This is a genomic window from Brachybacterium paraconglomeratum (assembly GCF_003994255.1).
Taxonomy (GTDB): domain Bacteria; phylum Actinomycetota; class Actinomycetes; order Actinomycetales; family Dermabacteraceae; genus Brachybacterium; species Brachybacterium conglomeratum.
The window spans coordinates 87245-112318 of sequence record NZ_ML133853.1 but is presented as its reverse complement, the minus strand read 5'-3'; the positions used below and the strand labels follow the sequence as shown (position 1 = coordinate 112318).

The following is a 25074-nucleotide window of genomic DNA, read 5'->3' as shown; positions in this document are numbered from 1 at the left end:
GGGCCGTGTTCCTCGGCGGCGCCGCGCTCAGACGTGCAGCGTTCGGGCCGTTTCACGCGCGTGCACGTCGGGGCTCTCCATCTGGATGGTCGCGTGCTCGAAGGCGACGGGGAAGTGGGTGCGCACGCACTCGTGGACCTCCTCGAGGATCTCCATCGCATGCGACGAGCCGAAGCACTCCTCGGCCACCACCACGTGCGCGGAGAGGATCGGCAGGCTGCTGCCGACGTTGGAGGCGTGCAGGTCGTGGACGTCCTGGACGTGCTCGAGGGCCAGCAGGTGCTCGCGCACCTCGTCGAGGTCCACGCCCTCGGGGGTGTACTCCATGAGGATCCGCAGGGTGTCGCGCAGGATCCGCACCGCGCGCGGCACGATCAGCGCCGCGATGAACAGGCCCGCGAGCGCGTCGGCCTGCTGGAAGCCGGTGCAGCGGATGACGAGCGCCGCGACGATCACGCCGAGGGAGCCGAGCGCATCGTTGGCGACCTCGAGGAAGGCGGCCTTCATGTTCAGGCTGGTGTTCTTGCCGCCGGCGAGCACGAGGATCGCCACCAGGTTCACCGCGAGCCCGACCGCGCCGAAGACGAGCAGCTCCGTCGAGGCGATCTCGGGCGGGGAGGCGAGGCGGCGCAGCCCCTCGATCGCGGTGTAGGTGCCGACGACGATCAGCAGCGTCGCCTGGGCCAGCGCCGCGAGCACCTCGATCCGGGCGAAGCCCCAGGTGCGGGCGGGGCTCGCGGGACGCAGCAGCATCGTCGCGGCGATCAGCGCGACCAGCAGCCCGGAGGCGTCCACGAGCGCGTGCGCCGTATCGGTCAGCAGGGCGAGGGAGCCCGTGACCACGCTGCCGACCGCCTGGGCGAGGACGATCAGGGCCGTCAGCCCGAAGGCGATCGCGAGGCGGACACGGCCGGTGGTCGGGGAGGCGTGGCTGTGACCATGGCCGTGAGTGTGCGAGGCGGTCATCGGGGGCCGGCCTCGCCGAGCGGGATGCCGTCGTCGGGCGGGCCGCTCGCGTCGAGCGGGTCGCCTTCGTCGGCCGGGCCGCCGCCGACGCGCGGGTCGTGCAGGTGCTCGTGGACCGTCGGTGCCGCGCCTGCGCCGGACAGCATCGCGGCGGCGAGGGCGAGCAGGGAGCGCAGCCGCTCCGGATCGGTGAGCGAGAACCAGGAGGCGCGGCCCTCGCTGCGGCTGCTGATCAGCCCGCAGTCCCGCAGGCAGGCCAGGTGCTTGCTGACCGTCGACTGGGCCAGGTGCAGGTGGTCGACCAGGTCCCGCACCCGGTGCTCCCCGGTGGAGAGGTGCTGGAGCAGCGCGAGTCGGGTCGGCTCGGCCAGGGCGTGGAAGAGCGCGGCCTGGGACTCGTCCACGTCGAAGAGCGGGGGAGAGGATTCCATCGGCATCGTCATGCGGCGATCATATCGATGAATGGCGATGAATGAGAGGGGTGCGGCACGGGGGCACGTGGCGACTGTCGCGTACGTCATGTGCTTCATGTACGTGATGTACGTGGATTTCTTCGACGACTCCCCGGCTCGGGGACGGACGGTCGGCGTTCGGTGGAGAGTGGTGGGTGATGTCGGGCCCCCACACTTGGCCAATACCCCCTAGGGGTATAGGGTCGCGGTATGAGCACACAGCACGAGGGGCACGGACGGCAGGACTCCCACGTCGCTCTCGGCGTCGAGGGCGGCGATCGGGGCACGCACCAGCACGGCGGGCATCACGGCCATGGCGGGCACGGCGATCACGTCGCGCAGTTCCGTCGGCTGTTCTGGATCATGCTGGTGGTCGCGGTGCCTGTCGTCGGCCTCTCGCCGATGTTCGCGGACCTGATCGGCTACACGATCCCGGACGTGCCGGGCCTTCGCTGGGTCGCGCCGCTGCTCGGCACCGTCATGTACGTGTGGGGCGGAAAGCCGTTCCTCAGCGGCGGGCTCTCCGAGCTCCGCTCCCGCGCCCCGGGGATGATGCTGCTGATCAGTCTCGGCATCACCGTCGCGTTCCTGTCCTCCTGGGGTGCGACCCTGGGCCTGCTCCATCACGAGCTCGAGTTCTGGTGGGAGCTCGCACTGCTGATCGTGATCATGCTGCTCGGGCACTGGATCGAGATGCGCTCCCTCGCGCAGACCTCCTCCGCGCTCGACTCCCTCGCCGCGCTCCTGCCCGATGAGGCCGAGCGGATCGAGGGCGACCAGATCGTCACCGTCGCCCCTGCCGACCTGCGCACCGGCGACCTCGTGCTGGTCCGCCCCGGCGCCTCCATCCCGGCCGACGGCACCGTCGTCGAGGGCCGCGCCGACGTCGACGAGTCGATGATCACCGGCGAGTCCCGGACCGTGGAGCGCACGACGGGGGACCGCGTGGTCGCCGGCACCGTCGCGACCGACTCGAACCTGCGCATCGAGGTCACCGAGACCGGCGAGGGCACCGCGCTCGCCGGCATCCAGCGCCTGGTCTCCGAGGCCCAGAGCTCCTCCTCCCGCGCCCAGCGCATCGCCGACCGGGCCGCCGCCTGGCTGTTCTGGTTCGCGCTCGGCGCCGCGGTCATCACCGCGCTCGTCTGGGCGCTGCTGGGCATGCCCGACGACGCGGTCATCCGCACCGTCACCGTGCTGGTCATCGCCTGCCCGCACGCGCTGGGCCTGGCGATCCCGCTGGTGGTCTCGCTCGCGACCGAGCGAGCGGCTCGCGCCGGCGTGCTCGTCACCGACCGCCTCGCCCTCGAGGGCATGCGCACCGTCGACACCGTCCTGTTCGACAAGACCGGCACCCTCACCCGCGGCGAGCCCGAGCTCTCCGAGATCGCCGTCGCCCCCGGCAGCGGGCTCGACGCGCCGACGCTCCTGGGGCTGGCCGCCGCGGCCGAGTCCGAGAGCGAGCACCCGCTCGCCGGCGCGATCCGCGAGCGCGCCGAGGCCGACGGGGTGAGCGTCCCCGCCGCCTCGGACGTCACCTCCGCCCCGGCGCTCGGCGTGACCGCGCAGGTCGACGGGCACGAGATCCGCGTCGGCGGGCCGCGCCTCCTCGAGGAGACCGGCGCCGCCGAGCTCGAGGAGACTCCCGCCTGGCGCGAGGAGGGCGCGATCGTGCTGCACGTGCTGCGCGACGGCGAGCCCGTCGGCGCCCTCAAGCTCGCCGACGCGGTGCGCCAGGAGTCCCGCGAGGCGATCGACGCGCTCCACGCCCGCGACATCCAGGTCGTCATGATCACCGGCGATGCGCAGAACGTCGCCGAGCACGTCGGCGCCGAGCTCGGCATCGACCGGGTCTTCGCCGGCGTGCGCCCCGAGGACAAGGCGAGCCGCGTCGCCGCGCTGCAGGACGAGGGCAGGAAGGTCGCGATGGTCGGCGACGGCGTCAACGACGCCCCCGCCCTCGCCCGCGCCGACGTCGGCCTCGCGATCGGCGCCGGCACCGACGTCGCGATCGGCTCCGCCGGGGTGGTGCTCGCCTCCTCGGACCCGCGCGCCGTGCTGTCGGTGATCGAGCTGTCGACCGCCGCCTACCGGAAGATGCGGCAGAACCTGTGGTGGGCGGCCGGGTACAACCTGATCTCCGTCCCGCTCGCCGCCGGGGTGCTCGCCCCGATCGGGTTCGTCATGCCGATGAGCGTCGGCGCGCTGCTGATGAGCGCCTCGACCGTCGTGGTCGCACTGAACGCACAGCTGCTGCGCCGCCTGGACCTGCGGCCCGAGGCGGTCGCCGTCCGGCGCTGAGGCGCTGCCTTGCTCAGGCCCCCAGCTGCATCGTGGTGATGCAGGTGGGGGCCTCGGCGTCGGTGCGCAGCGTCGTCGTGGCCTCACCGGCCTCTCCGGCGAGGGTGAGCGTGAGCTCCGCGTCCCGGGGCAGCCACAGGCCCAGGAAGCCGTTCGGCGCGGTGGTGCGCTCCTCGTCGATCAGCACCGCCCCGGAGGCGTCCTCGCCCCGCACCGCGAGCCCCTCCTCCGCCAGCTCGCCGAGGCACGTGGTGAGGCTGTGGAGGAAGCACTCATGGGTGCCGGACACGAACGGCGCGACCGAGACGTACAGCTCCTCCGCGGGCAGCTCGAGGGTCGCCTCCCGCCCGGCGGCGTCGGAGAGGGTGAGCACGTCGGTGCCGACGGAGGCGAGCAGGTCCGAGGGCCGCTTCTCGAGCGGCAGCGCCTCGAGCGCGTCGATCACCTCGCGGGCCGTGCCGGCGGGCAGGTCGTGGGCGGACAGCAGCTCCTCCGCGGCCGTCGGGCCGGCGGAGCAGCCGGCGAGCACCAGCGGGGTCGCGGCGAGGGCGGCGAGCAGGGTGCGACGCGGCAGGGCGACAGTCATCGGAGGATCCTTCGGGACGACGGCGAGGTCCCCCCGACCATACCCGGGCAGGGTATGTGCGAGCTGGGACCGCGGTCCCGCGGCCTCACTCCTCGACGCGCGCCCGCACCTCGGTCAGCCACGCCTCGCCGATCGCGCGGCCGTCCGGGAAGGTGTCCTGCCGGTCGAAGCGCCAGGTCGTCGCGATCGCGAGCGAGAGGGTGCGGCAGTCCTCGAGCAGCGCCGGGTCGTGGCCCGGATAGTGCGCGGCGACCTCGGCGGGGGCGTGGGCGAGGTCGAACTCGACCGGCCCGCGGCAGAAGGTCTCCAGGTCGATGAACCGCGGCCCGGAGGGGGTGTCCAGCACGTTCCCGGGATGCGGCTCGCCGTGCAGGATCTGCTGCGGGCCGCCGGTCGCGGCACGCTCTGCGAGGCGGGCGAGGGTCTCCTGCAGCAGGGACCGGGCCGCGGCGGCGAGCGCCGGGGTGCGCTCCGGGTCCCGCAGCAGGTCCAGGGCGTGCCCCACCCTGTCCGCGAGCGGCGGGACGGGCAGGTCCAGCGCCCGCATCCCGGTGTGCAGCGCCGCGAGCGAGTCCGCGAACTCGGCTGGCGGCATCTCCTCGCGGTCTCGGGCGGGCAGGTGCTCCCACAGCGTGATCGCATGCTCGCCGCGCAGGTGCACCGTCGGCGCGAGGCGCGGGTCGGGAGGGCCGACGGGCGCGCCGACGGCCTGCAGCGCCTCGGCCCGCTCTAGCTCGACCGCGAGATCTCCGGCGCGGTCGCGCGGGGCGATGCGCGCCACCACGTCGGCCGGCCGGAGGCGCAGCGTGAGCGTGTTCGAGGCGTGCAGCACCACCGCCTCCTCGGCGGGCAGGCCGAGGTCCGTGAGCAGCGCAAGGGCGTTCGGCACGCGGGGCTCGTCCAAGGGGGTGATGTCCATGGAGGCACGGTACGGCCAGGGAGTCGGCGTGCAGAGGACTATGCTCTGCGGGTCCACGACGCCTTTGGAGGCCCCGATGCAGATCCTCGACGCGACCGCGCAGCATGCCGGCGGCATCGCCGAGATCTACAACCATGCTGTCGAGCACACCACCGCGATCTGGAACGAGCGCCTCGTCGACGCGGCCGACCGCGCCGAATGGATCGCCGAGCGGCAGGCGGGCGGCTTCCCGGTGCTTGTCGCGCTCGAGGGCGACGGGACCGTGCTCGGCTACGCGACCTACGGGCCGTGGCGTCCGCACGACGGCTATCGCCACACCGTCGAGCACTCTGTCTACGTGCGCGAGGGGCTGCGGGGGCGCGGCACCGGCTCGGCGCTGCTCACCGCCCTGCTCGAGCGCGCCCGCGCGCAGAGGATCCACGTGATGATCGCCGGGATCGACGCGGAGAACGAGGGCTCCGTGCGCCTGCACGAGCGCTTCGGCTTCACCCGCGTGGGAGTGCTCCCGCAGGTGGGGGTGAAGTTCGGGCGCTGGCTCGATCTCGCCTTCCTCCAGCTCGTGCTCGATCAGGCTCCGGCCGCGGCCGACGGGTCCTCCAGCAGCCGCTGACAGGTCGAGCGGCCCAGCTCGGCCACGACCGGGTTTGAGTCCACGTAGTACCAGACGAGCCCGATGGCCTGCACGAACGCCCAGGCCGCCCCGCGCTCCCACTCGAGGTCCGAGCTGCCCAGGCGGTGCCGCAGCCGCAGGGTCGCGGGAGTGCTCGAGGCACGCACGCACCCAGTCCTCGTGCGCGGTGAGGTCTCCGCCGCGTCCCGGGCCTCGGAAGCGTCGGCCGCTGGTCGGGACGGCGCGCAGCGCGGGGAGCAGGTCGGCGAGGTCGTCTGTCGCCGAGTCGGAAGAGGCGAGGGCCTCGGGGTCCGCGACCTCGCCCGGGACCCCAGGTCTGCACCGACAAGGGCATCGGGAGCGCGGCCGACGGCTCCCCGAGCACGACCGGCTCCGGAGCGGGCAGCGGGCAGACGGCCGCGAACTCGCCCATCGCCTCGTGCTCGGCGACGAGGGCTGCTCGAGCAGTCACCGGATCCGACGGCCCGAGCGGGAAGCGGGCGGCGATCCCCTCCCCGATCCGCGCCACGGTGCTGGTCGTCGCGGAGGGCTCGAGCAGCCGGACCGTCCGCGGGTGCGTGCCGGGCGGCAGGCGTGCGACCAGCTGCGCGGCGAGCTCCTGCGAGATCTCGAGCTGGCCCGGGTGCATCGACCCGGTCACCGCAGCAGCACGAGCGCCTCACCCTGCCCGCCCCCGCCACACAGCCCCACCGCGGCGGTGCCGCTGCCCCGCCTCGTCAGCTCGTGCGCCATGTGCACCACGAGCCGGGCCCCGGAGGCGCCGATCGGGTGGCCGAGCGCGATCCCGCCGCCGTGCACGTTGACGATCTCCTCGGAGGCGCCCAGCCCCCGCTGCGAGTGGGCGACCACGGCGCCGAAGGCCTCGTTGATCTCGACGAGGTCGAGATCCGCGACGGTGATCCCCTGCTTCTCGAGCGCCCGGGCGATCGCGTCGGCGGGCTGGGCCTGGAGGGAGCTGTCCGGTCCGGCGGTCTGCCCGTTCGCGCCGATCCGGGCCATGATCTGCCAGCCCTCCGCATCGGCGCGGGCGGACGTGGTGAGCACCAGCGCGGCCGCGCCGTCGGAGATCTGGGAGGAGTTCCCGGCCGTGATCGTGCCGCCCTCGGCGAAGGCGGGGCGCAGGCGGGCCAGCGAGTCCTCGGAGGTGTCCAGGCGGATGCCCTCGTCGGCCGTGACGTCGACGGGCTCCCCGCGGCGCTGCGGCACCGGGACGGGGACGATCTCCTCGGCGAGCAGCTCCGCCGCGGCGGCCGCGCGCTGATGGGACAGCGCCGCGACCCGGTCCTGGTCCTCGCGCGTCATCTCGAAGCGAGGGTTGTGGCGCTCCGTGGACTCGCCCATGCTCACCCCGTCGTAGGCATCAGTGAGGCCGTCGTGGGCCATGTGGTCCAGCGCCTCGACCGCCCCGTACTTCCAGCCGGCGCGGGAGCCCATCAGCAGGTGCGGGGCCTGGGACATGGACTCCATGCCGCCGGCGACCACGACCTCGGCATCGCCGGAGGCGATCATCCGCGCCGCGTCGATCACGGCGGTCAGGCCCGAGAGACACACCTTGTTCACGCTGTGCGCAGGAGTGCCCCAGCCGATCCCGGCGCCGAGCGCGGCCTGCCGGGCGGGGTTCTGGCCGGAGCCGGCCGGGAGCACCTGCCCCATGATCACGGCGTCGACGGTCGCGGGGTCCACTCCGCCGCGCTCGAGCGCGCCCTCGATCGCGAGCGCGCCCAGCTGCGGTGCGGAGAACGAGGACAGTGCCCCCTGGAGTCGGCCCTGCGGCGTGCGGGCCGCGGCGACGACGACGATCTCGGTCATGGGATCCTCCCTGCGGTGACGGCGGTGTCGGTCGCCATTGTGCCGCACGGCATCGACGCGGTCCCGGGCTCACCGGCAGCGGCGGCTTCGCCGGGGGACGCGGCATGCTCAACTCCGCCCTGAACTCCGGCCCGGCCTGCTCGGCCGCCGCGGTGGAGGAGCTGACCGGCGTGCACGGGAAGGGTGCCCTGGCCCTGGCCCGCAACCGCCATGCGGTCGGCGACGGCAGCGACATCGCGCGCCTGGGCCACCAGCAGATGGCGATGTCCGCGGTGGTGGAGGAGGTGAGCAGCTCGCGGGTCCTCGCCCGCCGACCGCGACCAGCCCGCCCTCCCGCTCGGTGGACGGCGCGACCACCCGCACGGCCGACGCCTCGCTCTGCGACGGCTGAACCGGCAGGTCAGCCCTGCGAGCGGCGCCGCCGACGGCCTGCGACGACGTAGAGCACGCTCATGAGCGCCACGAAGCCCACGCCCGTCAGCAGCGCGAGGTGGTACTCGCTGATCCACACCATGATCCCGAAGGTGAACAGGATGAACGCGATCGCGAACGCCTGCCCGTAGGGCCACAGCGGCACGGGGAACGCGAGCGCCGCGCGCTCCTCGCGGCTCATGCCGCGGCGGGAGGCGACCTGCGCGAGCAGGATCATCAGCCACACGAACACGGTCGCGAAGGTCGCCAGCGACGCGACGATCGTGAACACCTCGTCCGGCAGCGCCCAGTTCAGCAGCACGCCCACGACGAGCACGCCGAGCATCGCGAGGGTGGTCAGGACCGGCACGCCGCGCATCGTGCGGGACAGGGCTGCGGGGGCCAGGCGCTGGCGGGCCATGCCGGCGACGACGCGGCCCGCGCCGAACAGGTCCGCGTTGATCGCCGAGAGCGCCGCGGTGATCACCACGACGTTCAACAGAGCCGCCGCCCAGTTCACGCCGAGGGTGTCGAAGATCTGCACGAAGGGGGACTCCTCGCCGGTGATCTGCTGCCACGGGGTGAGCAGCAGGATCACGCCGATCGCGAGGACGTAGAACAGCAGGATCCGCACCGGGACCGTGTTCACGGCCTTCGGGATCGCCCTGGCGGGGTCCTCCGCCTCGGTGCCGGCCACACCGATGATCTCGGTGCCGCCGAAGGCGAAGAGCACCAGGACGAACGCGCTGATCATGCCGCCGGGCCCGTGCGGGAAGAAGCCCCCGTCGGCGGTGAGGTTCGCGAGACCCGTGGGCGTCGAGGGATCGCCGAGCCCGAAGGCGAGGATCGCCGCGCCTCCCGCGATCATCGCGACCACCGCGGCGACCTTCACGATCGTGAAGACGAACTCCAGCTCGCCGAACCAGCGGACGCTCGCGAGATTCGCGGCGCCGACGATGAGCAGAGTCAGCGCCACCCAGATCCACTGGTCGGTGTCCGGGAACCAGAAGCGCATGTAGATCGCGATCGCGGTGAGGTCCGCGAGGCACACGATCAGCATCTCGAAGGCGAACATCCAGCCGGTGATGTACCCGGCCCAGCGGCCCAGGAAGCGACGCGTGTACTCAGCGAAGGAGCCGGAGATCGGCATCCGCACCGCCATCTCACCGAGCGCGCGGAGCATGAAGTACACGACCGCGCCCCCGAGGAGGTACACCAGCAGCACGGAGGGGCCCGCGGCCTGGATCGCGCCGGCCGAGCCGTAGAACAGGCCCGTCCCGATCGCGGAGCCGAGGGCGATGAAGTGCAGGTGTCGCGCCGAGAGGCCGGGACGGCGACGCGTGGTCGCGGGGGTGTCGGTCGGCTGCGTGGACGTGCTCATCGAGGGGTGGCTCCGAGGAGGGGAGGGAGGCGGCGCGGACGCCGCCGACACTTCTTGTGCCTCTGACACGGTACGGGGCGGGGTGGCGCGCGGCCACGTGTGTCCGGCCACGTCCGGCGGAGCGCGGGTCCGGCCGACGGGGGCGCCACCGCGGCGAGTCGGGTGGGGCACGGAGGATGCGCGGTGCGGCAGGACGCGTTCTGGAACCTCGGGTACCGCTTCGCGCCCGAGGCGCAGGGGCGCGGGTTCGCGACCGAGCTGGCCCGTGCTGCGGTTGAGGCCGCCCGCGAGCGCCGCCCGGAGCTGCCGGTGGTCGCCTACCTGCTCGAGAACAACCCGGCCTCCGCCGCAGTCGCACGGAAGGTCGTGCTCGCGCTGCGCCATCGCGGTCCCGACGCCGGCAACCCCGATCCGTCGGCCGTGCGCCTGGTGTTCGCGGACCGCGCGCTGAGCGAGGCGGAGCTCGCCGCGACCATGCGGTGAGGACTGCTCAGGAGGCGGCGACCGAGGCGACCTCGGGGTCGACGAGCTCGTCCTCCACCGCGTCGGCCGTCGGCGTCGGGAGCGGGCGGCGCAGACCCCAGGCGACGGTCGCGAGGCACAGCACGCACACCGCCGCGACGATCACGAGGCCTCCCGTGTAGGGCAGGACCGGGGTGAGCGCCGCGAGGATCGTCGGCAGCAGGAAACCGAGATAGGCGAGGGAGTAGTAGACGCCGGTGATCCCGGCGAGCTCGCGCGGAGAGGCGAGGGACTGGGCGATGACCAGCCCCGCCACCACGCACACCCCGTAGGACGCGCCGAGCAGCGCCGCGACGCCCACCACCAGCACCGGGCGGCGCAGATCCGCGGCGACGGCGGCGAGGATCATCCCCGCGCTCATGCCGCTCAGGCCCACGACCAGCGCGCGGCCGCGGGTGAGGCGGTCGATCAGGCCCACGGTGCCCTGGGCGATCGCGCCGACGCCCAGGGTGAGCACCGTCAGGCCCGTCGCGTAGATCGTCGCGGAGTCCCCGATCTGCGCCTCGACCGTCGCAGGCAGGATGGCGTAGGCGACCCCGGCGGCGGCGAACACCCACGGCGCGGCCGGCAGCACGATCCGCGCGAAGAGGGGATGCCTCACCGAGGGGACCCTCAGGTCATCGCGCAGCGCGCCGCGGGCCCGCAGCTCGCGCGGCAGGCTCTCCGGCGCCGCGAGCAGCGCGATCCCGGCGAGCAGGCACAGCCCGAGATGGACGAGGAAGGGCAGCTGCCCCGGCAGCGGCGCCCACTGGGCGAGCGAGCCCGTCACGCCCGCGCCGAGCGCGAAGCCGAGGGTGAGGATCATCGAGGAGCGTCGTGCCCCGGCGGTCGGCGTCGCACGCGGATCGTGCGGGGCGGAGGAGAGCTCCTTGATCCAGGTCGAGCAGACCGACATGCCCACACCCACGCCGATCCCGGCGAGGACGCGGCCGGCGCACAGCAGCACGAAGCTCGACATGCTCGCCGCGAGCACCACGCTGCCGAGCGCCCCGGCGAGCAGGCCCGCGATCGCGATCGGCCGACGGCCGTGATGGTCCGAGAGCCCCGCGGCCAGCAGCATCCCCGGGACGAGGCCGGCGACGTACATCCCCAGCAGCAGGTTCGCCTGCCAGGGCGCATAGCCGCCGACGGTCTCGTACACGTGCAGCAGCGGCGTGAAGTGGTTGCCGCCCCAGGCGAGGAGGAAGCCCGTCGGGGCGACGGCCAGCCAGGCCGGGATCCGCGCGCGCATCACTCGGACACCACCGAGTAGGCATCGTGGCCGGTATGCAGGTGGCCCTCGATCATCTCGCGGAAGCCGGCGACGTCCCCGCGCGCCACCGCATCGGTGAGCTCGACGTGCTCGCGGTGCAGGGCGGGCAGGTCCGCGGCGGGGGAGAGGACTGCCAGATGCGTGAGGCGGAACAGCCGCGGTCCCAGCGCGCGCAGCACCTCCTCGACCACGCGGTTGCCGTCGTGGGAGGCGAGGGTGAGGTGGAAGGCGTAGTCGTGGACGGCGAAGTCCGCGGGTCGGCCGGTCGCGCCCTCCTGCGCCGCGAGCACCGGCGCGAGCGCCTCGACGAGGGAGGTCCGACGGGTCTCGTCGGGCGCGATGCGGGAGACGGCGTGCCCCTCGAGCATCGCGCGGACAGAGAGCAGCTCCTCCCGCTCCCGGGCGGTCGGGGTCGTGACCTGGGCGCCCTTCTTCGGCAGGAGGCGCACCAGCCCCCAGGTCTCCAGCTGCAGCATCGCCTCGCGCGCCGGGGTGCGGCTCGCGCCGTGCTCCTCGGCGACGTCGACCTCACGCAGCAGGGCGCCCGGCTCGATATCGCCGGTGGCGATCTGTCGGGCCGTCCTCGCGGCGATCTGCGTCGCGATCGGCCGGTTCTCGCGGTCATCTAGCCAGGGGAGGGTGGGGGAACGCATGGAGGCGATCCTAATGCATGCATCAATGGATGCAAATCGGGTTGCCGCGCGGTTCTCCGCTGAGGAGCCGTGATGGGCAGTGCGGCGCCGTTCGCGAGTGTCCCTCGTCCCCGCGGTCGCGGTGCGGTTCACTGGAGGCATGAGGGACTGGACCGCCACCGCCGAGGCCTATGACCGGTCCTTCGCGACCCTCTGCGACGGCGTCTCCGCACGACTGCTCGCCGATCTGCCCGACGGGGAGCTGCTCGACGTCGGCTGCGGCACCGGACGCCTGGCCGCGCGAGCCGAGCATGCGGGACGGACGGTGATGGCGCTGGATGCCGACGAGTCCATGGTCGAGGCCGCCCGTCGTCGCCTGCGCGGGCAGGTGCTCCGCGCCGCGCTGCCCGACCTGCCCCTGCCTGATGCGGGCGAAGGCGCGATCGCGGCGAACTTCGTGATCAACCACGTCGGCCGCCCTCGCGCCGCGCTCGCCGAGCTGCGCCGCGTGCTGCGCCCCGGCGGGCGCCTCGCGATGACGATCTGGCCCGCCGGAGGTGCGAGCTGGAGCGCGCTGCTCGGCGAAGTGTTCGAGGAGGCCGGCGCCGTGCTCCCGCCGCCGGAGCGACTCCCGGCCGACGAGGACTTCGACCGCAGCGCCGACGGGCTCACCGGCCTCGCACGGGAGGCACGGCTGGAGGTCGTGGAGGCCCGCGACCTGCACTGGGACTGGCGGATCCGCCCCGAGGACCTGTGGGCGGGACTCGAGGCGGGCATCGCCACCCCGGGAGCGGTCGTGTGCGCGCAGACGCCGCAGGTCCGCGCGCGCATCCGGGAGGTCCTCGCCGCGCGCACCGGGGATCTCGCGGACTCGGGCGGCATCCTGTCCTTCCCCGTGCGCGCCGCCTGCGCGCTCGCCGCGCGACCCCTGGACGAGGAGGCCTGAGCGATGCCCCCGACCCTGTTCCTCACCGTCGGCCTGCCCGGCACCGGCAAGACCACCGCCGCCCGCCGCATCGAGGCCGAGCACGGCGCGCTGCGGCTCACCAAGGACGAGTGGATGAAGGCGCTCTACGGCAGCGAGAACCCCGAGCAGGCCTCCGACGTCATCGAGGGCCGGCTCGTGGGGATCGCGCTGCGCGCCCTCGAGCTCGGGACGAGCGTCGTCCTCGACTTCGGGCTCTGGGGCAAGGACGAGCGCTCCAGCCTCCGCCGGGCCGCCGCCGACCGCGGCGCCGAGGTCGTGATGCTCTTCTGCGACGTCGATCCCGCCGAGCAGCGACGCCGCCTGGGCCGCCGTCTCGCCGAGGAGCCGCACACCACCTGGCCGATCTCCGAGGCCGAACTCGCCTCCTGGGCCGACATCTTCCAGCGCCCTAGCGAGGAGGAGGTCGACGGCAGCGAGCCGATCCCGGCACCGCCGACGGGGTTCGCGGACTGGGGTGCGTGGCGCGCGGACCGGTGGCCTCCTGCGATCCGCTGAGCCGACAGCGACCGGCCGCTCGCCCCGTCTCGTCACGCCGCGCGGACCAAGGGTGGAAAGCGTAACTTTCCAGGTGGTCGGCGTGGACCGAGCGTCGCTGACCAGCGACGTCACCTGACCTGGCTGCCCGGAGCACCGGAAAGTCATGAGAGGTGCACCGGTGGATGCCCGTGCCGCGCTTTCATGGGACCCGACAACCACCAGGGGAGAGGTCGACATGACGGATCACCAGCAGGCGCGCGCGACCGCCACGAGCACGAGCGCCACGACGCGAGCGCTCGCGGACGGCAGCCCGTTCGGCACCGTCCTGCAGCGCCTGGACGCGCTCGACCAGAGCCGCTGAGGCAGGGCACCACGTCGTCGACGAGCTTCATCACGCCGTCGGCGTAGGCGGCGGAGTCGCGCGAGCGCGGCGCGCCGGGAAGAGCGGTGCACGAGTGGGCAGGGCACCGTGCCGAGTGGCGAGAGAGAGTCAGTCCGGTCGATCCTCGCGCGTCGGCTCCGTCTCTCGCTGCGCCCGTCGTGCGCCGGAGGCGGCGGCCGCCCGGACGACCGCGAAGAGCGCTGCGACGACCACCACCGCGGCGATGACCACCGCGAGCAGCATGATGATCTCCCAGCCCCCGAGTCCCATGAATCCCGTGATCCCCATGGTCAGACAGTACGTGTCAGCGAGTCACCGGGGCAGGAGATGGAAGTTCTCGGCGGTGGCACTGAGGAGGAGCCGGCGTGGCGGATCGGGATACCCGCCGATCGGCAAGCAGGTGATCTCTGGTGCTGCAGGTCAGGAGGTCTGCTCCGCGAAGATCTCCGCGAACCTGCCACCGGTCGCGAGCAGCGCGTCGAACCTGCCCCGGTGAGCAGGCCGAGGCGGCCCGCCCACTCGTCCAGGCCGCCGTCCGCCTCCGACTCCTCGACATGCAGTCGCGGATCCCCGCTCACCTCGACCTCCACCCCGATCTCCTCGCGCTGCTCCCGCCGCAGCGCTGCGGATGCGCTGTCTCCCGGCTCGGCGTGGCCGCCGGGGAAGCCTCACCACTCCGCGCAGTATCGCCGATGCGGTGAGCTGAGGGCGTGGAGCACCCCGCCCGGCCCGAGCGGCGCACCCGCGCAGTCGCGAGGGATCACGGCCGTCCCGTCCCGACGGGGGCTCGCAGCATCGAATGGACGACCGGGCCGTCGGGGATCCGCGTGGTCGCGGTGACGGAGAAGCCGTGGCGAGAGTACAGCTCCACGTTGCGGGGGTCCGAGGTCTCCAGCGTGCAGCTCCCACCGGCCGCATCGACGCGGCGCAGGCCCTCGGCGAGCAGTGCGGAGCCGAGGCCCCGCCCCCGTGCCGAGGGGCGGACTCCGAGGGTCGCAAGCTCCCACGCCTCGGTCGGCCGTGGCGGCAGCTCGGCGGCGAGGAAGACGTCGAGACGGTCGCCCAGCAGGTCGGCGATCCGTGCCTGCGCCGCGTCCGCCGGGGCGGGGGAATGCGGGCGGAGCAGGGCGGCCACCCCGTCCAGGTGCTCACTCACGAGAACGATGCCACTGATCAGGGCGTGCTCGAGGTAGATCGACTGCAGTTCCTCGAGTCGCTCGGCATGGTGGTCCTCGGGGATCGACCACCGTGTCCACGAGTAGTCGTCGAAGGCCGTGGCGAGAGTGTGCGCAGCGGCGGGCAGGTCGGCGGGGCGGGCATCGCGGAGAGAGTTCGGCACTCCGGCACGGTAGCCCAGCTCGTCCGGGGCACGGACGGCCGCTGCGTTCACGACGACTCCCGCATCCGTGCGCGCAGCACGTCGAACTCGCAGCCCGGGGCGTCGGGGTCGAACTCGAAGCGTCGGCCACTCCGTGGCAACAGCCGGGCCGTCCTTGTCCCCGGCCAGGTCACGGCGCATAGTGGGAGCCATGAGCTTGACGACGGCGACCCAGCAGCCCACGATCCACCCGATCCCCGAGGGCCTGGCCGAACGGGCCGCCCTGCTCGGCGGCCCGGGAGGCATCCTCACCGACGAACAGATCGCCGGCTTCGTCGCCGAGCAGCTCGCCGGGCAGGACCTCGACGGCAAGAGCGTCTGCGTGATCATCCCGGACGGCACCCGCTCCGTCCCCCTCCCCAAGGTGCTGCCCGCGATCCACGACGCGCTCGCCGGCCGCGTCTCCTCCGTCACCGTGCTGATCGCGCTCGGCACCCACGCCGCGATGAGCGAGCAGGCCATCGACCAGCTGCTCGGCTCCACCGAGCGCGGCGCGAAGGCCACGTACCCGGAGTGGACGGTCCTGAACCACGCCTGGGACGACCCCTCCCAGATCGCGGACCTCGGCGTCATCCCCGCCGAGCAGATCGCCGAGCTCACCGGCGGGCTGCTCACCGACATCCCCATGAACGTGCAGATCAACAAGCTCTGCGTCGAGTCCGACGTCAACCTCGTCGTCGGCCCCGTCTTCCCCCACGAGGTGGTCGGCTTCTCCGGCGGCAACAAGTACTTCTTCCCCGGCTGCTCGGTGCACGACGTCATCGACATCTCCCACTGGGTGGGCGCGCTGATCACCGCCAGCCGCATCATCGGCACCCTCGGCATCACCCCCGTGCGCCAGCTCATCGACGCCGCGAGCGAGCTCATCCCCTCCGAGAAGCTCGTCTTCACCATGGACGTCGCCGAAGGCGGAGCGGACCTCGGCGCGATCGCCTTCGGCGACCCGCAGGCCGCCTGGGCCGCGATGGCGAAGATCTCCGCGCAGACCCACATCACCTACGTCGAGAAGCCCTACAAGCGGATCGTCGCCCTCGTCCCGGAGATGTACGAGGATATGTGGACCGGCGCGAAGGGCTTCTACAAGTCCGAGCCCGTCTGCGCCGACGGCGGCGACGTGATCATCTACGCCCCGCACATCACCGCGGTCGCCGAGATGCATCCCGGCATCCGAGAGATCGGGTACCACAACATCGAGTACTTCACGAAGCAGTGGGACCGCTTCAAGGACCACCCCTGGGGCGAGCTCGCCCACTCCACCCACGTCACGGGCCTCGGTACCTACGACCCCGAGACCGGGGAGGAGAAGCAGCGTGTGAACCGCTACTTCGCCACCTCCATCTCCAAGGAGGAGACCGAGGCGTACAACGTGCTGTACATGGACCCCGCCTCCCTCGACATCGAGGCGCTGCGCGACGACCCCGACACCCTCGTGATCGACCACGCGGGCGAGGTCCTCTTCCGCCTCGCCTCCGAGTGCGACGGCGCCGCGGAGCAGAGCAAGTGACCTCCGTCCGCCAGCCCGTCCCGCTCACCCTCGGCACCGCCCCGCAGGCCCCCACCTCGCTGTTCGCACCCGGTCATCCCGGCTTCGAGGCCGAGGAGATGACCCCCGATGCGCTCACCGGCGAGGCGCTCGAGCTCGCCGACGCCGTCTCCACCGAGCTCGCGGGCGTGAGGAAGCTCGGCGTCGCCTACTCCGGCGGCGTCGACTCCGCGACCCTGCTCGCGCTCGCCGTGCGCGCGCTCGGCGCCGAGAGCGTCGTCGCGCTGCTGGGCGTCTCCCCGTCCCTCGCCCGCCGCGAGCGGCGCCTCGCCCACCAGGTCGCTCGCGTGATCGGCGCGCAGGTCGTCGAGGTCCCCACCCACGAGGGCGAGAACCCCGACTACCAGAAAAATGACGCTGCTCGGTGTTTTCATTGCAAGGACGAGCTGTTCACCCGCATCGGCGAGGACGTCGTCGGCGAGCAGCGGCTCGACGCCGTCGCCTACGGCGAGAACGCTGACGACGCCACCCGCCACGACCGCCCCGGCGCGGGCGCCGCGACCCGGCACCGGGTGCTGCGGCCGCTGTCCGTCGTCGGGATGACGAAGTCGCAGGTGCGCGAGGTCGCGCGGCAGCTGTCCCTGCCCGTCGCGGACAAGCCCGCCGCTCCCTGCCTCGCCTCCCGCGTCCCCTTCGGGCAGGAGGTCACCCCCGAGAAGCTGCGCCAGATCGACGACCTCGAGGACGCCGTCTACGAGCAGGGCTTCAGCGACTGCCGGGTCCGCCACCACGGCGCCGTCGGACGCATCGAGCTGCCCACCGAGGAGCTGGCCCGCGCGATGGAGCCCGAGATCCGCGAGGCGCTCGTCGCGGCGGGCAAGGAGACCGGCTTCCAGCACGTCACCATCGACCTCGACGGCATCCGCTCGGGCCTGTTCTCCCTGCAGATCGTCGGGAAGGGCGGCCGTGGCTGAGGCCACGGGGCCGGCCGACGGCGCGGGGTCCGCCGGCGACGCGGGGTCCGCCGGCGACGCGGCCCGCACGGCCGACGGATCCGGCGCGGCCGGCGGATCCGGCAGGATCGAGGGCTTCCTCGACCTGGACCTCGACCGAGCCTCCCGCCGCGGTGCGCCCGAGGCCGTGCTCTGCGACGCGAAGAGCGTCGAGCAGGTGCACGAGATCGCCGCGACCTACGCGCGCCTCGCCGCCGAGGGCCGCGAGGACCTCGGACCGGTGCTGTTCACGCGCGCCGACGAGGCCCGCGCCGAGGCCGTGCTCGCCGCCCTGCCGGACGCCTCGCACGATCCGTCGGCCCGCTTCCTCGCCTGGCCCGCCGCGCCGCCCGCGCCGAGCGGCGGCCTCGTGATCGTGGCCTGCGCCGGCACGAGCGATCTGCCCGTCGCGCGCGAGGCCGAGCTCACCGCCCGCCACCTCGGCCGCCCCACCACGCTCATCGCCGACATCGGCATCGCGGGCCTCCACCGCCTGCAGTCCCGCCTGCCCGAGCTGCGGGAGGCGGCCTGTGTGGTCGTCGCCGCCGGGATGGACGGGGCGCTGCCCACCGTGATCGCCGGGCAGATCCCCGCACCCGTGGTCGCGCTGCCCACCTCCGTCGGCTACGGCGTCGCCGCCGGCGGCGTCACTGCGGCGCTCACCATGCTCTCGGCGTGCGCGCCGGGCATCGGCGTGGTCAACATCGACAACGGCTACGGCGCCGGGCACCTCGCCGCGCAGATCGCCCGCTGGGCGCCTGCGCCGGAATGATCCGGCTCTGAGGGAGTGCACGATGGTTCAGCGCCAGGCCGCGAGCGCCTCCGCTGCCTCCTCGAGGGGCATCTGTCCTGTGGATACGGCGATGACCAGCTCATAGGCCGCATCATCGGGCGCGTCGAGGTCGACACCGTTCAGGCCGAAGAAGACCACGATGGCCAGCCATCCGAGGCGCTTGTTGGCGTCGGGGAGCGTGTGGTTGCGGACGATGGACTCGAGGAGCGCCGCGGCCTTCAGATCGAGCCCGTCATAGGCCTCCGCGCCCCAGAGGGTGGTCGTGGGGCGATGCGCTGCGGACTCGAGGAGGCCCAGATCACGCACCGGACCGACCCGGAGGTCGTCGACCAGAGTCAGCAGGTCCTCGAGGGTCAGATAGCGGACCGGGGTCACTGCGCGAGGCGGTCGAGGAGATCGGCGTAGCGGGTGCGTGCACGCAGGGACAGGTCCTGCACCGCCTTTTCGTGGCCTCGTCGTGCCGCCGCCTCGCGGATCGCGCGGACCGTCGCCTCCTGCCGACTGACGCCCTCCTCGCGGGCGAGCTCGGCGAGGATCTTCTCGTCGTCATCGGTGAGTCGCAGAGTCATGGCCATGACTGGATGATACCGCTCTGGTATCACGCAGAGAAGCCTTCGTGCGCCGCCCGGATCGCCCGCAGGCCCTGCGCCGGGGGAGTGAGCGGCCGTGCGTCGAGCAAGCTCCGTGGCCAAGAGTCGTGCTCGGGACGCACGCCGAGGCTGATGACACGGCCCATGTGGTGCCGCGCGGGCAGGCTGCACGCCGCGCGATGCGAGCACTTCGACGCCCGGCGGCGCTTGCGTCACTTGGCCATCCGGTCAGTAAAGTAACGGGCGTTCCCCTCGACCTCGGAGGTCCCATGGCACCCGCGCGCTCCACGCCGCCCTCACGCCCCGCGCACCGCCCCTCAGCCCGCGAGGCGATGCTCGACGCCGCCGAGGCCCACCTCGGCGCCGATGGCACGCTGACCCTGGACTCCGCCGCTCGCGCCGCCGGGGTCACCAAGCCCGGGCTGATGTACCACTTCTCCACCAAGGAGCAGCTGCTCGGCGCGATCCTCGATCGGATGGCGGCGCGCTACGAGCGGGAGCTGCTCGCGCAGGTCGCCGCCCGCCACCCGGGGGCCGCGGACGACCTGGCCGACGCGCCGGCCGACCTGGCAGAGGCGCCCGCGGACCAGCGCCACCTCGCCTATCTCGACTGGGCCTGCACGGCCGCCCTCTCCGCCGCGGACCTGGTGATCTTCGCTGACCCGCACCTGCGCGTGACGCTCACCGAGCGCTGGCAGGAGCAGGTCGAGACCTGGCTGAACGTGCCCGCCGGTGTCGCCGCGGACCGCCGCGCACGGCTGCTCGCCGTGCGGCTCATGGCCGACGGGCTCTGGTTCGACCGCGCCGCCGGCCTGCTCGACGAGGTGGGGGAGGAGGCGGAGCGTCTGCGCTCCCTCGCCACCGCGCTGCTGGAGGAGGCGACGGCCGGAGGGGAGGCGCGATGACGACCTGGCTGCTGCTCGCCGCCGCGATCCTCGCCGAGGTCACGGCGACGCTCTCCCTGCGCGGCGCCCTCGACCTGCCTGCGCTGTACGTCGTCGTGGTCGTCGGCTATGTGCTCACCTTCGCCCTGCTCGCCCAGGTGCTCCGCCGCGGCATGGGCCTCGGCGTCGCCTACGGGCTCTGGGGAGCGATCGGGGTGGTGCTCACCGCCGGCGCGTCGGCCGTGCTGTTCGGGGAGTCGCTGGGCGCCCTGAAGATCAGCGGGATCCTGCTCATCGCGGCCGGGGTCGCCGTCGTCGAGCTCGGCTCGCAGCGGGCCCGCCGCGCCGAGGCCGCCGACGCCGCCGACGCAGGGGCGGGAGAGCGGCCGCGCGGCGGACCCGGCCCGGTGCCGGTCGCCGCCGCCGACACGGCAGAGCCCCCCGCCGAGGAGTGGCTCGCCGGCGCCACCTCCTACGGCTCCCGCGGTGAGGTCGAGCTGCTGCGGGAGCTCGAGGTCCACGCGATCCCCGGCGGATCCGAGGGCGAGCGCGAGGACGGGCGCGAGGGGGCGGAGGCGCGATGAGCTGGCTGCTGCTCCTGGGCGCGATCGGCACCGAGGTCGGGGCGACCCTCTCCCTGCGGATGTCCGCGACGGGCGACCGCCGCTGGTACCTGCCGGTGGTCGGCGGATACCTGGCCGCCTTCGCCCTGCTCTCGGGCGCGCTCGCCGCCGGCATGCCGCTCGGCGTGGCCTACGGGATCTGGAGCGCCGTCGGGATCGTCGCCACCGCCGTGCTCTCCCGAATGCTCTTCCGCGAGCCGCTGACGACGCTGATGCTCGGCGGGATGGGGCTGATCGTCGTGGGCGTCCTGCTCGTCGAGCTCGGCGGGGTGCACTGACCCAGGGGGCACTGGCGGGGCGCGGCTCCCGGCCCGGGGTCTGGGAGACTGGCGCCCATGAGCCGTGACCAGGTCGCGTGACCATCCTCGACATCGCCCCCGTGCGCATCGGCGACCACTGCATGATCGGCCCCGGCACCGTGATCTCCACCGTCGGCCACCCGCTGACCGCCGCGACGCGCCCGCCTCGGGCTCGGCGCGCCGGTCACTCTCAGAGTGACGGGCGGACGGTTGCCGCCGGTTGCCTTCGGCTCGGGATAAGCTCAGCCGAGCACAGCGGGCGGCAGCGCCCGCCAGGACAGCGCCCGGAGGGTGCGGGACGGAGCCGGCCGAGTGGCGGAAGCGCGCGTGACGATCTACGACGTCGCCAAGGAGGCAGGTGTCGCCCCCTCCACCGTCTCGCGCGCCTTCTCCCGCCCCGGCCGGGTCAGCGCCGCGACCCATGCCAAGGTCATGGCGGCCGCGAAGGTCCTGGACTACCGCACCTCCGCCCCGCCCTCGCAGGAGCGCGCCCACCGCCACCAGCGCCTCGGCATCGAGGTCCCGGACCTCACCAACCCCTACTTCGCCGAACTCGTCTCCGGCATGCAGGAGGCCGCCCAGGAGCAGGACTTCCTGCTGCTCCTGCTGGACGCCGTCGAAGACGAGGCGCGCGAGCGCGCGAGCCTCGAGAGCGCCGTCAACGTCGTCGACGGGATCGTGCTCTCGGGCACCCGGCAGTCCGACGCGATGCTCAACCACCTGTCGAAGCGCATCCCCGTCGTCGTGATGAACCGGCGCGTTGCAGGCCTGGATTCCGTCACCCCCGAGTTCGAGCACGGCATGGGCCAGGCGATCGCCCACCTGGCCGAGAACGGCCTGCGCACCGTCACCTACGTCGCCGGGCCCGTGAACTCGTGGTCCGACGGGGAGCGCTGGCGCGCCGTCCGCGTCGCCGCCCGCCGGGACGGGATGCAGATCCAGCGCCACGGCCCCTTCGCCCCCACCATCGCGGGCGGCGAGCAGGCCTTCGAGGAGATGCGCGACTCCCTGCCCCATGCGGTGATCTGCTACAACGACCTGGTCGCCTTCGGCTTCCTGGTCTCCGCCCTGCGCGCCGGCATCCGCGTGCCCGAGGAGCTGTCGGTGATGGGGCACGATGACATCCAGCTCTCCCGGCTCGTCGGCGGCGGGCTCACCACCATCGTCAGCCCCAAGCGCGCCCAGGGCCGTGCCGCCGTCGAGCGCCTCATCCGCCGCATCGAGAACCCTTCCGCCCACCGCACCCCGGTCGAGGGTTCGCTGCCCGTGCGGCTCGTGCCCCGCGGCAGCACCGGACCGCGCGAGACCCCCTGAGGCGGCGCGCCCGACGCGGTCCCCGGCCGCTTGCTGGGGCGCCGATCAGTCTGATGGAGGGCGCTTTCCCCGGCAACCCGTGACAACCGTCCGACGCTCTCGCGAAACGTTGCGAGGATGGCCGCATGAGCAACGACGCCTTCGTCCCGCACCCCGACCGCCTCCTGCCCGCGGACCCCGCCGTCCGCGAGATCGCGCGCAGCCTCTACGAGCTGGAGAAGGACCAGCCGATCGTCTCGCCCCACGGGCACGTCGATCCGCGCCTCCTGCTCGACGACGAGCCGTTCCGCGACCCGACCTCGCTGTTCATCACCCCTGACCACTACGTCAACCGGCTCATGCACGCCCGCGGCGTGGACCTCGCCGACCTCGGCGTGGCCCAGGGCCCGCTGGACGAGAAGGCCTCCCGCAGGGCCTGGCACCTGCTGGCCGAGCACTGGCACGCCTACGCCGGCACCCCCTCCCGCTACTGGATGGAGCACGAGTTCTCCGAGGTCTTCGGCCTGGAGACCGTGCTGAACCCGCGCACGGCCGACGCGATGTACGACGAGATCGCGGACAAGCTCACCCGCCCCGAGTTCCGCCCGCGCGCCCTGTTCGACCAGTTCAAGATCGAGGTCCTGGCGACCACCGACGACCCGGTCGACGACCTCGCCCCGCACGACGCCCTCGCCGCCGACGCCTCCTTCACCGGCCGCGTGATCCCCACCTTCCGGCCCGACAAGTACCTCGAGCCCGCCCGCGCCGACTTCCCCGAGCTGGTCGCCGCCCTCGGCGAGTCCGCCGGCGTCGACACCGGCACCTACGACGGCCACCTCGAGGCGATGCGCACCCGCCGCCTCTACTTCCGCGACCACGGTGCGGTCTCCTCCGACCACGCCCACATCGACCCCGGCACCGAGCGACTCGCGATCGAGGACGCCCGCCGCCTCTACACCGCCGCCCGCGAGGGCACGATCGGGGCCGACGAGGCCGTCGCGCTGCGCCGCCACCTGCTCGCCGACCAGGCCCGGCTGGCCGCCGAGGACGGGCTCGTCATGACCCTCCACCCGGCCGTCTCCCGCAACCACTCCGACGCGATGTTCGAGAAGTTCGGGGCGGACGTCGGCTTCGACATCCCCGTCGCGGTCGACTACGTCCACCACCTCCGCCCCATGCTCAACGACGTGGGCCACGCGGAGAACTTCCGCACCGTGCTGTTCACGATCGACGAGACCGTGTTCTCCCGCGAGATCGCGCCGCTGGCCGGCGTGTACCCCTCGGTCTTCGCCGGGGCGCCGTGGTGGTTCATCGACTCGCCCGACGCGATCCTCCGCTTCCGCCGCGCCGTCTCCGAGACCCTCGGCTACACGCGCACCAGCGGATTCATCGACGACACCCGCGCCTTCTGCTCGATCCCGGCGCGCCACGACATGTCGCGCCGCATCGACGCGACCCACCTGGCAGGCCTCGTCGCCGAGCACCGCATGCGCCTCGAGGACGCCGTCGAGCTCGTCGCCACCCTGCCCACCCAGCAGCCTCGCGAGGTCTTCCGCCTCGGCGAGCCCGCGTGAGAGGAAACGCCCTGATGAACGCACCCGCCCCCTCCGACGTCGGCCGTCTGGTCCACCTCGGCATCGGCAACTTCGCCCGCGCCCACACCCTGCAGGCCACCGCCGTGGCCGGCGGCTGGTCCGTCGTCGCCTTCACCGGACGCTCCGCCGCGATGGCCGATGCGCTGAACGCCCAGGGCGGCAGGTACGGCCTGATCGTGCGCGGCCCCGAGGCCGACGAGGTCAGCGTGCTCGACGTGATCGACGAGGTCCACCCCGCCGCCGACGTCGACGCCCTGGTCGCCCTGCTCGCCGATCCCTTCACCACCGTGGTCACCCTGACCATCACCGAGAAGGGCTACTCCGCCGGCTCCGACCCCGCGACCTCCGCCCCGGCCCGCATCGCGCTCGGCCTCAAGGCCCGCCGCGAGGCCGGCGTCACCGAGCCGATCGCGCTGGTCTCCTGCGACAACCTCACCGGCAACGGCGAGGTGCTCGGTCAGGCCGTCCGCGCCGAGCTCGACGAGGAGACCGCCGCCTGGTTCGAGGACCACGTCGACGTCATCTCCTCCATGGTCGACCGCATCACCCCCTCGGCCGACGACGGCGCCGCGGACACCGTGCGCGAGCAGACCGGCTTCGCCGACGCCGTCCCGGTGGTCACCGAGCCCTTCACCGAGTGGGTCATCGAGGACCGCTTCCGCGGCCGCCGCCCCGAGTGGGAGAAGGCCGGGGTGCAGTTCACCGACGATATCGAGGTGCACGAGCGCCGCAAGCTGCGCCTGCTCAACGGCGCCCACACCCTCATGGCCTACGCCGGCCAGGTCGCAGGCGTCACGCGCGTGGACGAGGCGATCGGCCACCGCGAGGTGCGCGCCCTGGTCGAGCAGCTGTGGAGCGAGGCTCGGGGGACGCTGCCGCTGCCGGCCGACGAGCTCGACGCCTACACCTCCGCCCTCGAGGAGCGCTTCCGCAACCCGCGCCTGGCCGACAACCTGATCCGCATCGCCGCCGACGGCACTGCGAAGCTGCCCGTGCGCGCCCTGCCCGTGATCGCCGAGCTCGGCGGCCCGGACAAGGCCCCCGGCGAGGTCGCGGCCGTCGCCGCCTGGACCGCCTGGGTCACCGACCGGGTGCGCGCCGGGCACGAGGTGCAGGACCCGAAGAGCGCCGAGATCGCCGAGGCTGCAGGGAACCAGGACGCGACCGAGCGGGTCACCGCCCTGCTCGCCCTGCTCGACGTGGCCGCCGGCGACCCGCTGGTCGCGGCCGTCGTCGCCGAGGAGCAGCGCCTGCCCCGGCCCTGAGGCCCGGGTGTTTCGGCTCCGGCCGGACCTGACGCCCCGCGGACCTGTTCCGCGGGGCGTCGTGCTGTCCGTGCGGTGCACCTGAGACCCAGTGCGCCAGGTCCTGGCCGCTGCCGGGCTCTCACTGGCACAAGGGCTTCCCACGCCCCTGCTCTGGTCTGTGACTTCGT

At 73.3% G+C, this 25074-nt stretch carries 29 protein-coding genes and 1 pseudogene; 16 read left to right on the top strand and 14 right to left on the bottom strand.

Going from position 1 to position 25074, the window contains the following annotated elements:
- Positions 1 to 27: 27 nt before the first annotated feature.
- Both DS079_RS06535 and DS079_RS06530 read right to left on the bottom strand, forming a co-directional pair.
- Positions 28 to 966 (bottom strand): cation diffusion facilitator family transporter, encoded by a 939-nt coding sequence (locus DS079_RS06535; protein WP_126985914.1) that lies wholly within the window; start codon positions 964 to 966, stop codon positions 28 to 30.
- The gene (locus DS079_RS06530) at positions 963 to 1409 is read right to left on the bottom strand and encodes an ArsR/SmtB family transcription factor (protein ID WP_126985912.1); all 447 of its coding nucleotides are present in this window, start codon (positions 1407 to 1409) and stop codon (positions 963 to 965) included. The genes DS079_RS06535 and DS079_RS06530 overlap by 4 nt, the downstream gene beginning before the upstream one ends.
- A gap of 219 nt (positions 1410 to 1628) precedes the next feature.
- Here DS079_RS06530 and DS079_RS06525 point away from each other — a divergent pair, with 219 nt between their 5' ends.
- Complete coding sequence (locus DS079_RS06525; RefSeq protein ID WP_373877731.1) at positions 1629 to 3719, top strand: heavy metal translocating P-type ATPase; 2091 nt, start codon at positions 1629 to 1631, stop codon at positions 3717 to 3719.
- A 13-nt stretch (positions 3720 to 3732) separates the two neighbouring features.
- On the opposite strand, the gene DS079_RS06520 is transcribed toward DS079_RS06525, so the two are convergent.
- A complete protein-coding gene (locus DS079_RS06520; RefSeq protein ID WP_126985910.1) occupies positions 3733 to 4305 on the bottom strand; it encodes a CueP family metal-binding protein in 573 nt (190 codons plus the stop codon).
- An 85-nt stretch (positions 4306 to 4390) separates the two neighbouring features.
- Complete coding sequence (locus DS079_RS06515) at positions 4391 to 5224, bottom strand: phosphotransferase (RefSeq protein ID WP_126985908.1); 834 nt, start codon at positions 5222 to 5224, stop codon at positions 4391 to 4393.
- A 76-nt stretch (positions 5225 to 5300) separates the two neighbouring features.
- Here DS079_RS06515 and DS079_RS06510 point away from each other — a divergent pair, with 76 nt between their 5' ends.
- Positions 5301 to 5834, top strand: coding sequence for a GNAT family N-acetyltransferase (locus DS079_RS06510; protein WP_126985906.1), 534 nt, complete (start codon positions 5301 to 5303; stop codon positions 5832 to 5834).
- Here the strand turns inward: DS079_RS06510 and DS079_RS06505 are convergent.
- Entirely contained in the window at positions 5792 to 6001 is a 210-nt protein-coding gene (locus tag DS079_RS06505; RefSeq protein WP_126985903.1) for a hypothetical protein, read from the bottom strand. The genes DS079_RS06510 and DS079_RS06505 overlap by 43 nt on opposite strands.
- 490 nt (positions 6002 to 6491) lie before the next feature.
- A complete protein-coding gene (locus DS079_RS06500) occupies positions 6492 to 7664 on the bottom strand; it encodes an acetyl-CoA C-acetyltransferase (protein ID WP_126985901.1) in 1173 nt (390 codons plus the stop codon).
- A 104-nt stretch (positions 7665 to 7768) separates the two neighbouring features.
- Between DS079_RS06500 and DS079_RS17700 the strand changes: the two genes are divergently transcribed.
- The gene (locus tag DS079_RS17700; RefSeq protein ID WP_338027652.1) at positions 7769 to 8107 is read left to right on the top strand and encodes an LCP family glycopolymer transferase; all 339 of its coding nucleotides are present in this window, start codon (positions 7769 to 7771) and stop codon (positions 8105 to 8107) included.
- On the opposite strand, the gene DS079_RS06490 is transcribed toward DS079_RS17700, so the two are convergent.
- Entirely contained in the window at positions 8065 to 9456 is a 1392-nt protein-coding gene (locus DS079_RS06490; protein ID WP_126985899.1) for an amino acid permease, read from the bottom strand. The two genes, DS079_RS17700 and DS079_RS06490, sit on opposite strands and share 43 nt — an antisense overlap.
- 99 nt (positions 9457 to 9555) lie before the next feature.
- Here DS079_RS06490 and DS079_RS06485 point away from each other — a divergent pair, with 99 nt between their 5' ends.
- Positions 9556 to 9939 carry a GNAT family N-acetyltransferase gene (locus tag DS079_RS06485; protein WP_126985897.1) on the top strand — a complete coding sequence of 128 codons (384 nt, stop codon included), beginning with the start codon at positions 9556 to 9558 and terminating at the stop codon, positions 9937 to 9939.
- A gap of 7 nt (positions 9940 to 9946) precedes the next feature.
- Here DS079_RS06485 and DS079_RS06480 read toward each other — a convergent pair whose 3' ends face one another.
- A complete protein-coding gene (locus tag DS079_RS06480) occupies positions 9947 to 11209 on the bottom strand; it encodes an MFS transporter (RefSeq protein WP_126985895.1) in 1263 nt (420 codons plus the stop codon).
- Positions 11209 to 11883 carry a GntR family transcriptional regulator gene (locus tag DS079_RS06475; RefSeq protein WP_126985893.1) on the bottom strand — a complete coding sequence of 225 codons (675 nt, stop codon included), beginning with the start codon at positions 11881 to 11883 and terminating at the stop codon, positions 11209 to 11211. Before DS079_RS06475 ends, DS079_RS06480 begins: the two co-directional genes overlap by 1 nt.
- Before the next feature lie 139 nt (positions 11884 to 12022).
- On the opposite strand from DS079_RS06475, the gene DS079_RS06470 reads away from it, so the two are divergent.
- The 3 genes from DS079_RS06470 to DS079_RS17595 all read left to right on the top strand — a co-directional run bounded on the left by DS079_RS06470 (position 12023) and on the right by DS079_RS17595 (position 13688).
- Positions 12023 to 12808, top strand: a complete 786-nt coding sequence (locus tag DS079_RS06470; protein WP_126985882.1) for a class I SAM-dependent methyltransferase — start codon at positions 12023 to 12025, stop codon at positions 12806 to 12808.
- A 3-nt stretch (positions 12809 to 12811) separates the two neighbouring features.
- Positions 12812 to 13345, top strand: a complete 534-nt coding sequence (locus DS079_RS06465) for a P-loop nucleotide/nucleoside kinase family protein (protein ID WP_126985880.1) — start codon at positions 12812 to 12814, stop codon at positions 13343 to 13345.
- Between the two features lie 217 nt (positions 13346 to 13562).
- Positions 13563 to 13688 (top strand): hypothetical protein, encoded by a 126-nt coding sequence (locus DS079_RS17595; RefSeq protein ID WP_259813519.1) that lies wholly within the window; start codon positions 13563 to 13565, stop codon positions 13686 to 13688.
- A 129-nt stretch (positions 13689 to 13817) separates the two neighbouring features.
- Here the strand turns inward: DS079_RS17595 and DS079_RS06460 are convergent, their stop codons facing one another.
- The 3 genes and pseudogenes from DS079_RS06460 to DS079_RS06450 all read right to left on the bottom strand — a co-directional run bounded on the left by DS079_RS06460 (position 13818) and on the right by DS079_RS06450 (position 15048).
- Positions 13818 to 13997, bottom strand: coding sequence for a hypothetical protein (locus tag DS079_RS06460; RefSeq protein ID WP_126985878.1), 180 nt, complete (start codon positions 13995 to 13997; stop codon positions 13818 to 13820).
- A 2-nt stretch (positions 13998 to 13999) separates the two neighbouring features.
- Positions 14000 to 14362 (bottom strand): annotated as a pseudogene (locus DS079_RS17230) (hypothetical protein); the annotation flags it as partial.
- Between the two features lie 107 nt (positions 14363 to 14469).
- Positions 14470 to 15048, bottom strand: a complete 579-nt coding sequence (locus tag DS079_RS06450) for a GNAT family N-acetyltransferase (protein ID WP_126985876.1) — start codon at positions 15046 to 15048, stop codon at positions 14470 to 14472.
- Positions 15049 to 15238: 190 nt separating this feature from the next.
- On the opposite strand from DS079_RS06450, the gene DS079_RS06445 reads away from it, so the two are divergent.
- The 3 genes from DS079_RS06445 to larB all read left to right on the top strand — a co-directional run bounded on the left by DS079_RS06445 (position 15239) and on the right by larB (position 18334).
- Positions 15239 to 16591, top strand: a complete 1353-nt coding sequence (locus DS079_RS06445; protein WP_126985874.1) for a lactate racemase domain-containing protein — start codon at positions 15239 to 15241, stop codon at positions 16589 to 16591.
- Positions 16588 to 17544, top strand: coding sequence for an ATP-dependent sacrificial sulfur transferase LarE (gene larE, locus DS079_RS06440; RefSeq protein ID WP_164736136.1), 957 nt, complete (start codon positions 16588 to 16590; stop codon positions 17542 to 17544). The genes DS079_RS06445 and larE overlap by 4 nt, the downstream gene beginning before the upstream one ends.
- Before the next feature lie 106 nt (positions 17545 to 17650).
- Positions 17651 to 18334, top strand: coding sequence for a nickel pincer cofactor biosynthesis protein LarB (gene larB / locus DS079_RS06435; protein WP_126986221.1), 684 nt, complete (start codon positions 17651 to 17653; stop codon positions 18332 to 18334).
- A gap of 27 nt (positions 18335 to 18361) precedes the next feature.
- On the opposite strand, the gene DS079_RS06430 is transcribed toward larB, so the two are convergent.
- Positions 18362 to 18730, bottom strand: a complete 369-nt coding sequence (locus DS079_RS06430) for a type II toxin-antitoxin system death-on-curing family toxin (protein WP_126985870.1) — start codon at positions 18728 to 18730, stop codon at positions 18362 to 18364.
- A complete protein-coding gene (locus tag DS079_RS06425) occupies positions 18727 to 18930 on the bottom strand; it encodes a CopG family transcriptional regulator (protein ID WP_010552105.1) in 204 nt (67 codons plus the stop codon). The genes DS079_RS06430 and DS079_RS06425 overlap by 4 nt, the downstream gene beginning before the upstream one ends.
- A 284-nt stretch (positions 18931 to 19214) precedes the next feature.
- On the opposite strand from DS079_RS06425, the gene DS079_RS06420 reads away from it, so the two are divergent.
- The 6 genes from DS079_RS06420 to DS079_RS06390 all read left to right on the top strand — a co-directional run bounded on the left by DS079_RS06420 (position 19215) and on the right by DS079_RS06390 (position 24904).
- A complete protein-coding gene (locus tag DS079_RS06420) occupies positions 19215 to 19850 on the top strand; it encodes a TetR/AcrR family transcriptional regulator (RefSeq protein ID WP_126985868.1) in 636 nt (211 codons plus the stop codon).
- Entirely contained in the window at positions 19847 to 20413 is a 567-nt protein-coding gene (locus tag DS079_RS17695) for a DMT family transporter (protein WP_126985866.1), read from the top strand. The genes DS079_RS06420 and DS079_RS17695 overlap by 4 nt, the downstream gene beginning before the upstream one ends.
- Positions 20410 to 20730: a DMT family transporter gene (locus tag DS079_RS06410; RefSeq protein WP_126985864.1), complete on the top strand. Its 321-nt coding sequence runs from the start codon at positions 20410 to 20412 to the stop codon at positions 20728 to 20730. Before DS079_RS17695 ends, DS079_RS06410 begins: the two co-directional genes overlap by 4 nt.
- Before the next feature lie 348 nt (positions 20731 to 21078).
- Complete coding sequence (locus DS079_RS06400; RefSeq protein ID WP_239639386.1) at positions 21079 to 22065, top strand: LacI family DNA-binding transcriptional regulator; 987 nt, start codon at positions 21079 to 21081, stop codon at positions 22063 to 22065.
- A 125-nt stretch (positions 22066 to 22190) separates the two neighbouring features.
- Positions 22191 to 23618: a glucuronate isomerase gene (uxaC, locus tag DS079_RS06395; protein ID WP_126985862.1), complete on the top strand. Its 1428-nt coding sequence runs from the start codon at positions 22191 to 22193 to the stop codon at positions 23616 to 23618.
- Between the two features lie 14 nt (positions 23619 to 23632).
- Complete coding sequence (locus DS079_RS06390) at positions 23633 to 24904, top strand: mannitol dehydrogenase family protein (protein WP_126985860.1); 1272 nt, start codon at positions 23633 to 23635, stop codon at positions 24902 to 24904.
- The last annotated feature ends 170 nt before the right edge of the window (positions 24905 to 25074 follow it).

Bases quoted from the DNA above. Each gene is read 5' to 3' on its own strand.
- DS079_RS06535 (WP_126985914.1), bottom strand. From the start codon at position 966: ATGACCGCCTCGCACACTCACGGCCATGGTCACAGCCACGCCTCCCCG.
- DS079_RS06530 (WP_126985912.1), bottom strand. From the start codon at position 1,409: ATGACGATGCCGATGGAATCCTCTCCCCCGCTCTTCGACGTGGACGAG.
- DS079_RS06525 (WP_373877731.1), top strand. From the start codon at position 1,629: ATGAGCACACAGCACGAGGGGCACGGACGGCAGGACTCCCACGTCGCT.
- DS079_RS06520 (WP_126985910.1), bottom strand. From the start codon at position 4,305: ATGACTGTCGCCCTGCCGCGTCGCACCCTGCTCGCCGCCCTCGCCGCG.
- DS079_RS06515 (WP_126985908.1), bottom strand. From the start codon at position 5,224: ATGGACATCACCCCCTTGGACGAGCCCCGCGTGCCGAACGCCCTTGCG.
- DS079_RS06510 (WP_126985906.1), top strand. From the start codon at position 5,301: ATGCAGATCCTCGACGCGACCGCGCAGCATGCCGGCGGCATCGCCGAG.
- DS079_RS06500 (WP_126985901.1), bottom strand. From the start codon at position 7,664: ATGACCGAGATCGTCGTCGTCGCCGCGGCCCGCACGCCGCAGGGCCGA.
- DS079_RS17700 (WP_338027652.1), top strand. From the start codon at position 7,769: ATGCTCAACTCCGCCCTGAACTCCGGCCCGGCCTGCTCGGCCGCCGCG.
- DS079_RS06490 (WP_126985899.1), bottom strand. From the start codon at position 9,456: ATGAGCACGTCCACGCAGCCGACCGACACCCCCGCGACCACGCGTCGC.
- DS079_RS06480 (WP_126985895.1), bottom strand. From the start codon at position 11,209: ATGCGCGCGCGGATCCCGGCCTGGCTGGCCGTCGCCCCGACGGGCTTC.
- DS079_RS06475 (WP_126985893.1), bottom strand. From the start codon at position 11,883: ATGCGTTCCCCCACCCTCCCCTGGCTAGATGACCGCGAGAACCGGCCG.
- DS079_RS06470 (WP_126985882.1), top strand. From the start codon at position 12,023: ATGAGGGACTGGACCGCCACCGCCGAGGCCTATGACCGGTCCTTCGCG.
- DS079_RS06465 (WP_126985880.1), top strand. From the start codon at position 12,812: ATGCCCCCGACCCTGTTCCTCACCGTCGGCCTGCCCGGCACCGGCAAG.
- DS079_RS17595 (WP_259813519.1), top strand. From the start codon at position 13,563: ATGACGGATCACCAGCAGGCGCGCGCGACCGCCACGAGCACGAGCGCC.
- DS079_RS06460 (WP_126985878.1), bottom strand. From the start codon at position 13,997: ATGGGGATCACGGGATTCATGGGACTCGGGGGCTGGGAGATCATCATG.
- DS079_RS06445 (WP_126985874.1), top strand. From the start codon at position 15,239: ATGAGCTTGACGACGGCGACCCAGCAGCCCACGATCCACCCGATCCCC.
- DS079_RS06425 (WP_010552105.1), bottom strand. From the start codon at position 18,930: ATGGCCATGACTCTGCGACTCACCGATGACGACGAGAAGATCCTCGCC.
- DS079_RS06420 (WP_126985868.1), top strand. From the start codon at position 19,215: ATGGCACCCGCGCGCTCCACGCCGCCCTCACGCCCCGCGCACCGCCCC.
- DS079_RS17695 (WP_126985866.1), top strand. From the start codon at position 19,847: ATGACGACCTGGCTGCTGCTCGCCGCCGCGATCCTCGCCGAGGTCACG.
- DS079_RS06410 (WP_126985864.1), top strand. From the start codon at position 20,410: ATGAGCTGGCTGCTGCTCCTGGGCGCGATCGGCACCGAGGTCGGGGCG.
- uxaC (WP_126985862.1), top strand. From the start codon at position 22,191: ATGAGCAACGACGCCTTCGTCCCGCACCCCGACCGCCTCCTGCCCGCG.
- DS079_RS06390 (WP_126985860.1), top strand. From the start codon at position 23,633: ATGAACGCACCCGCCCCCTCCGACGTCGGCCGTCTGGTCCACCTCGGC.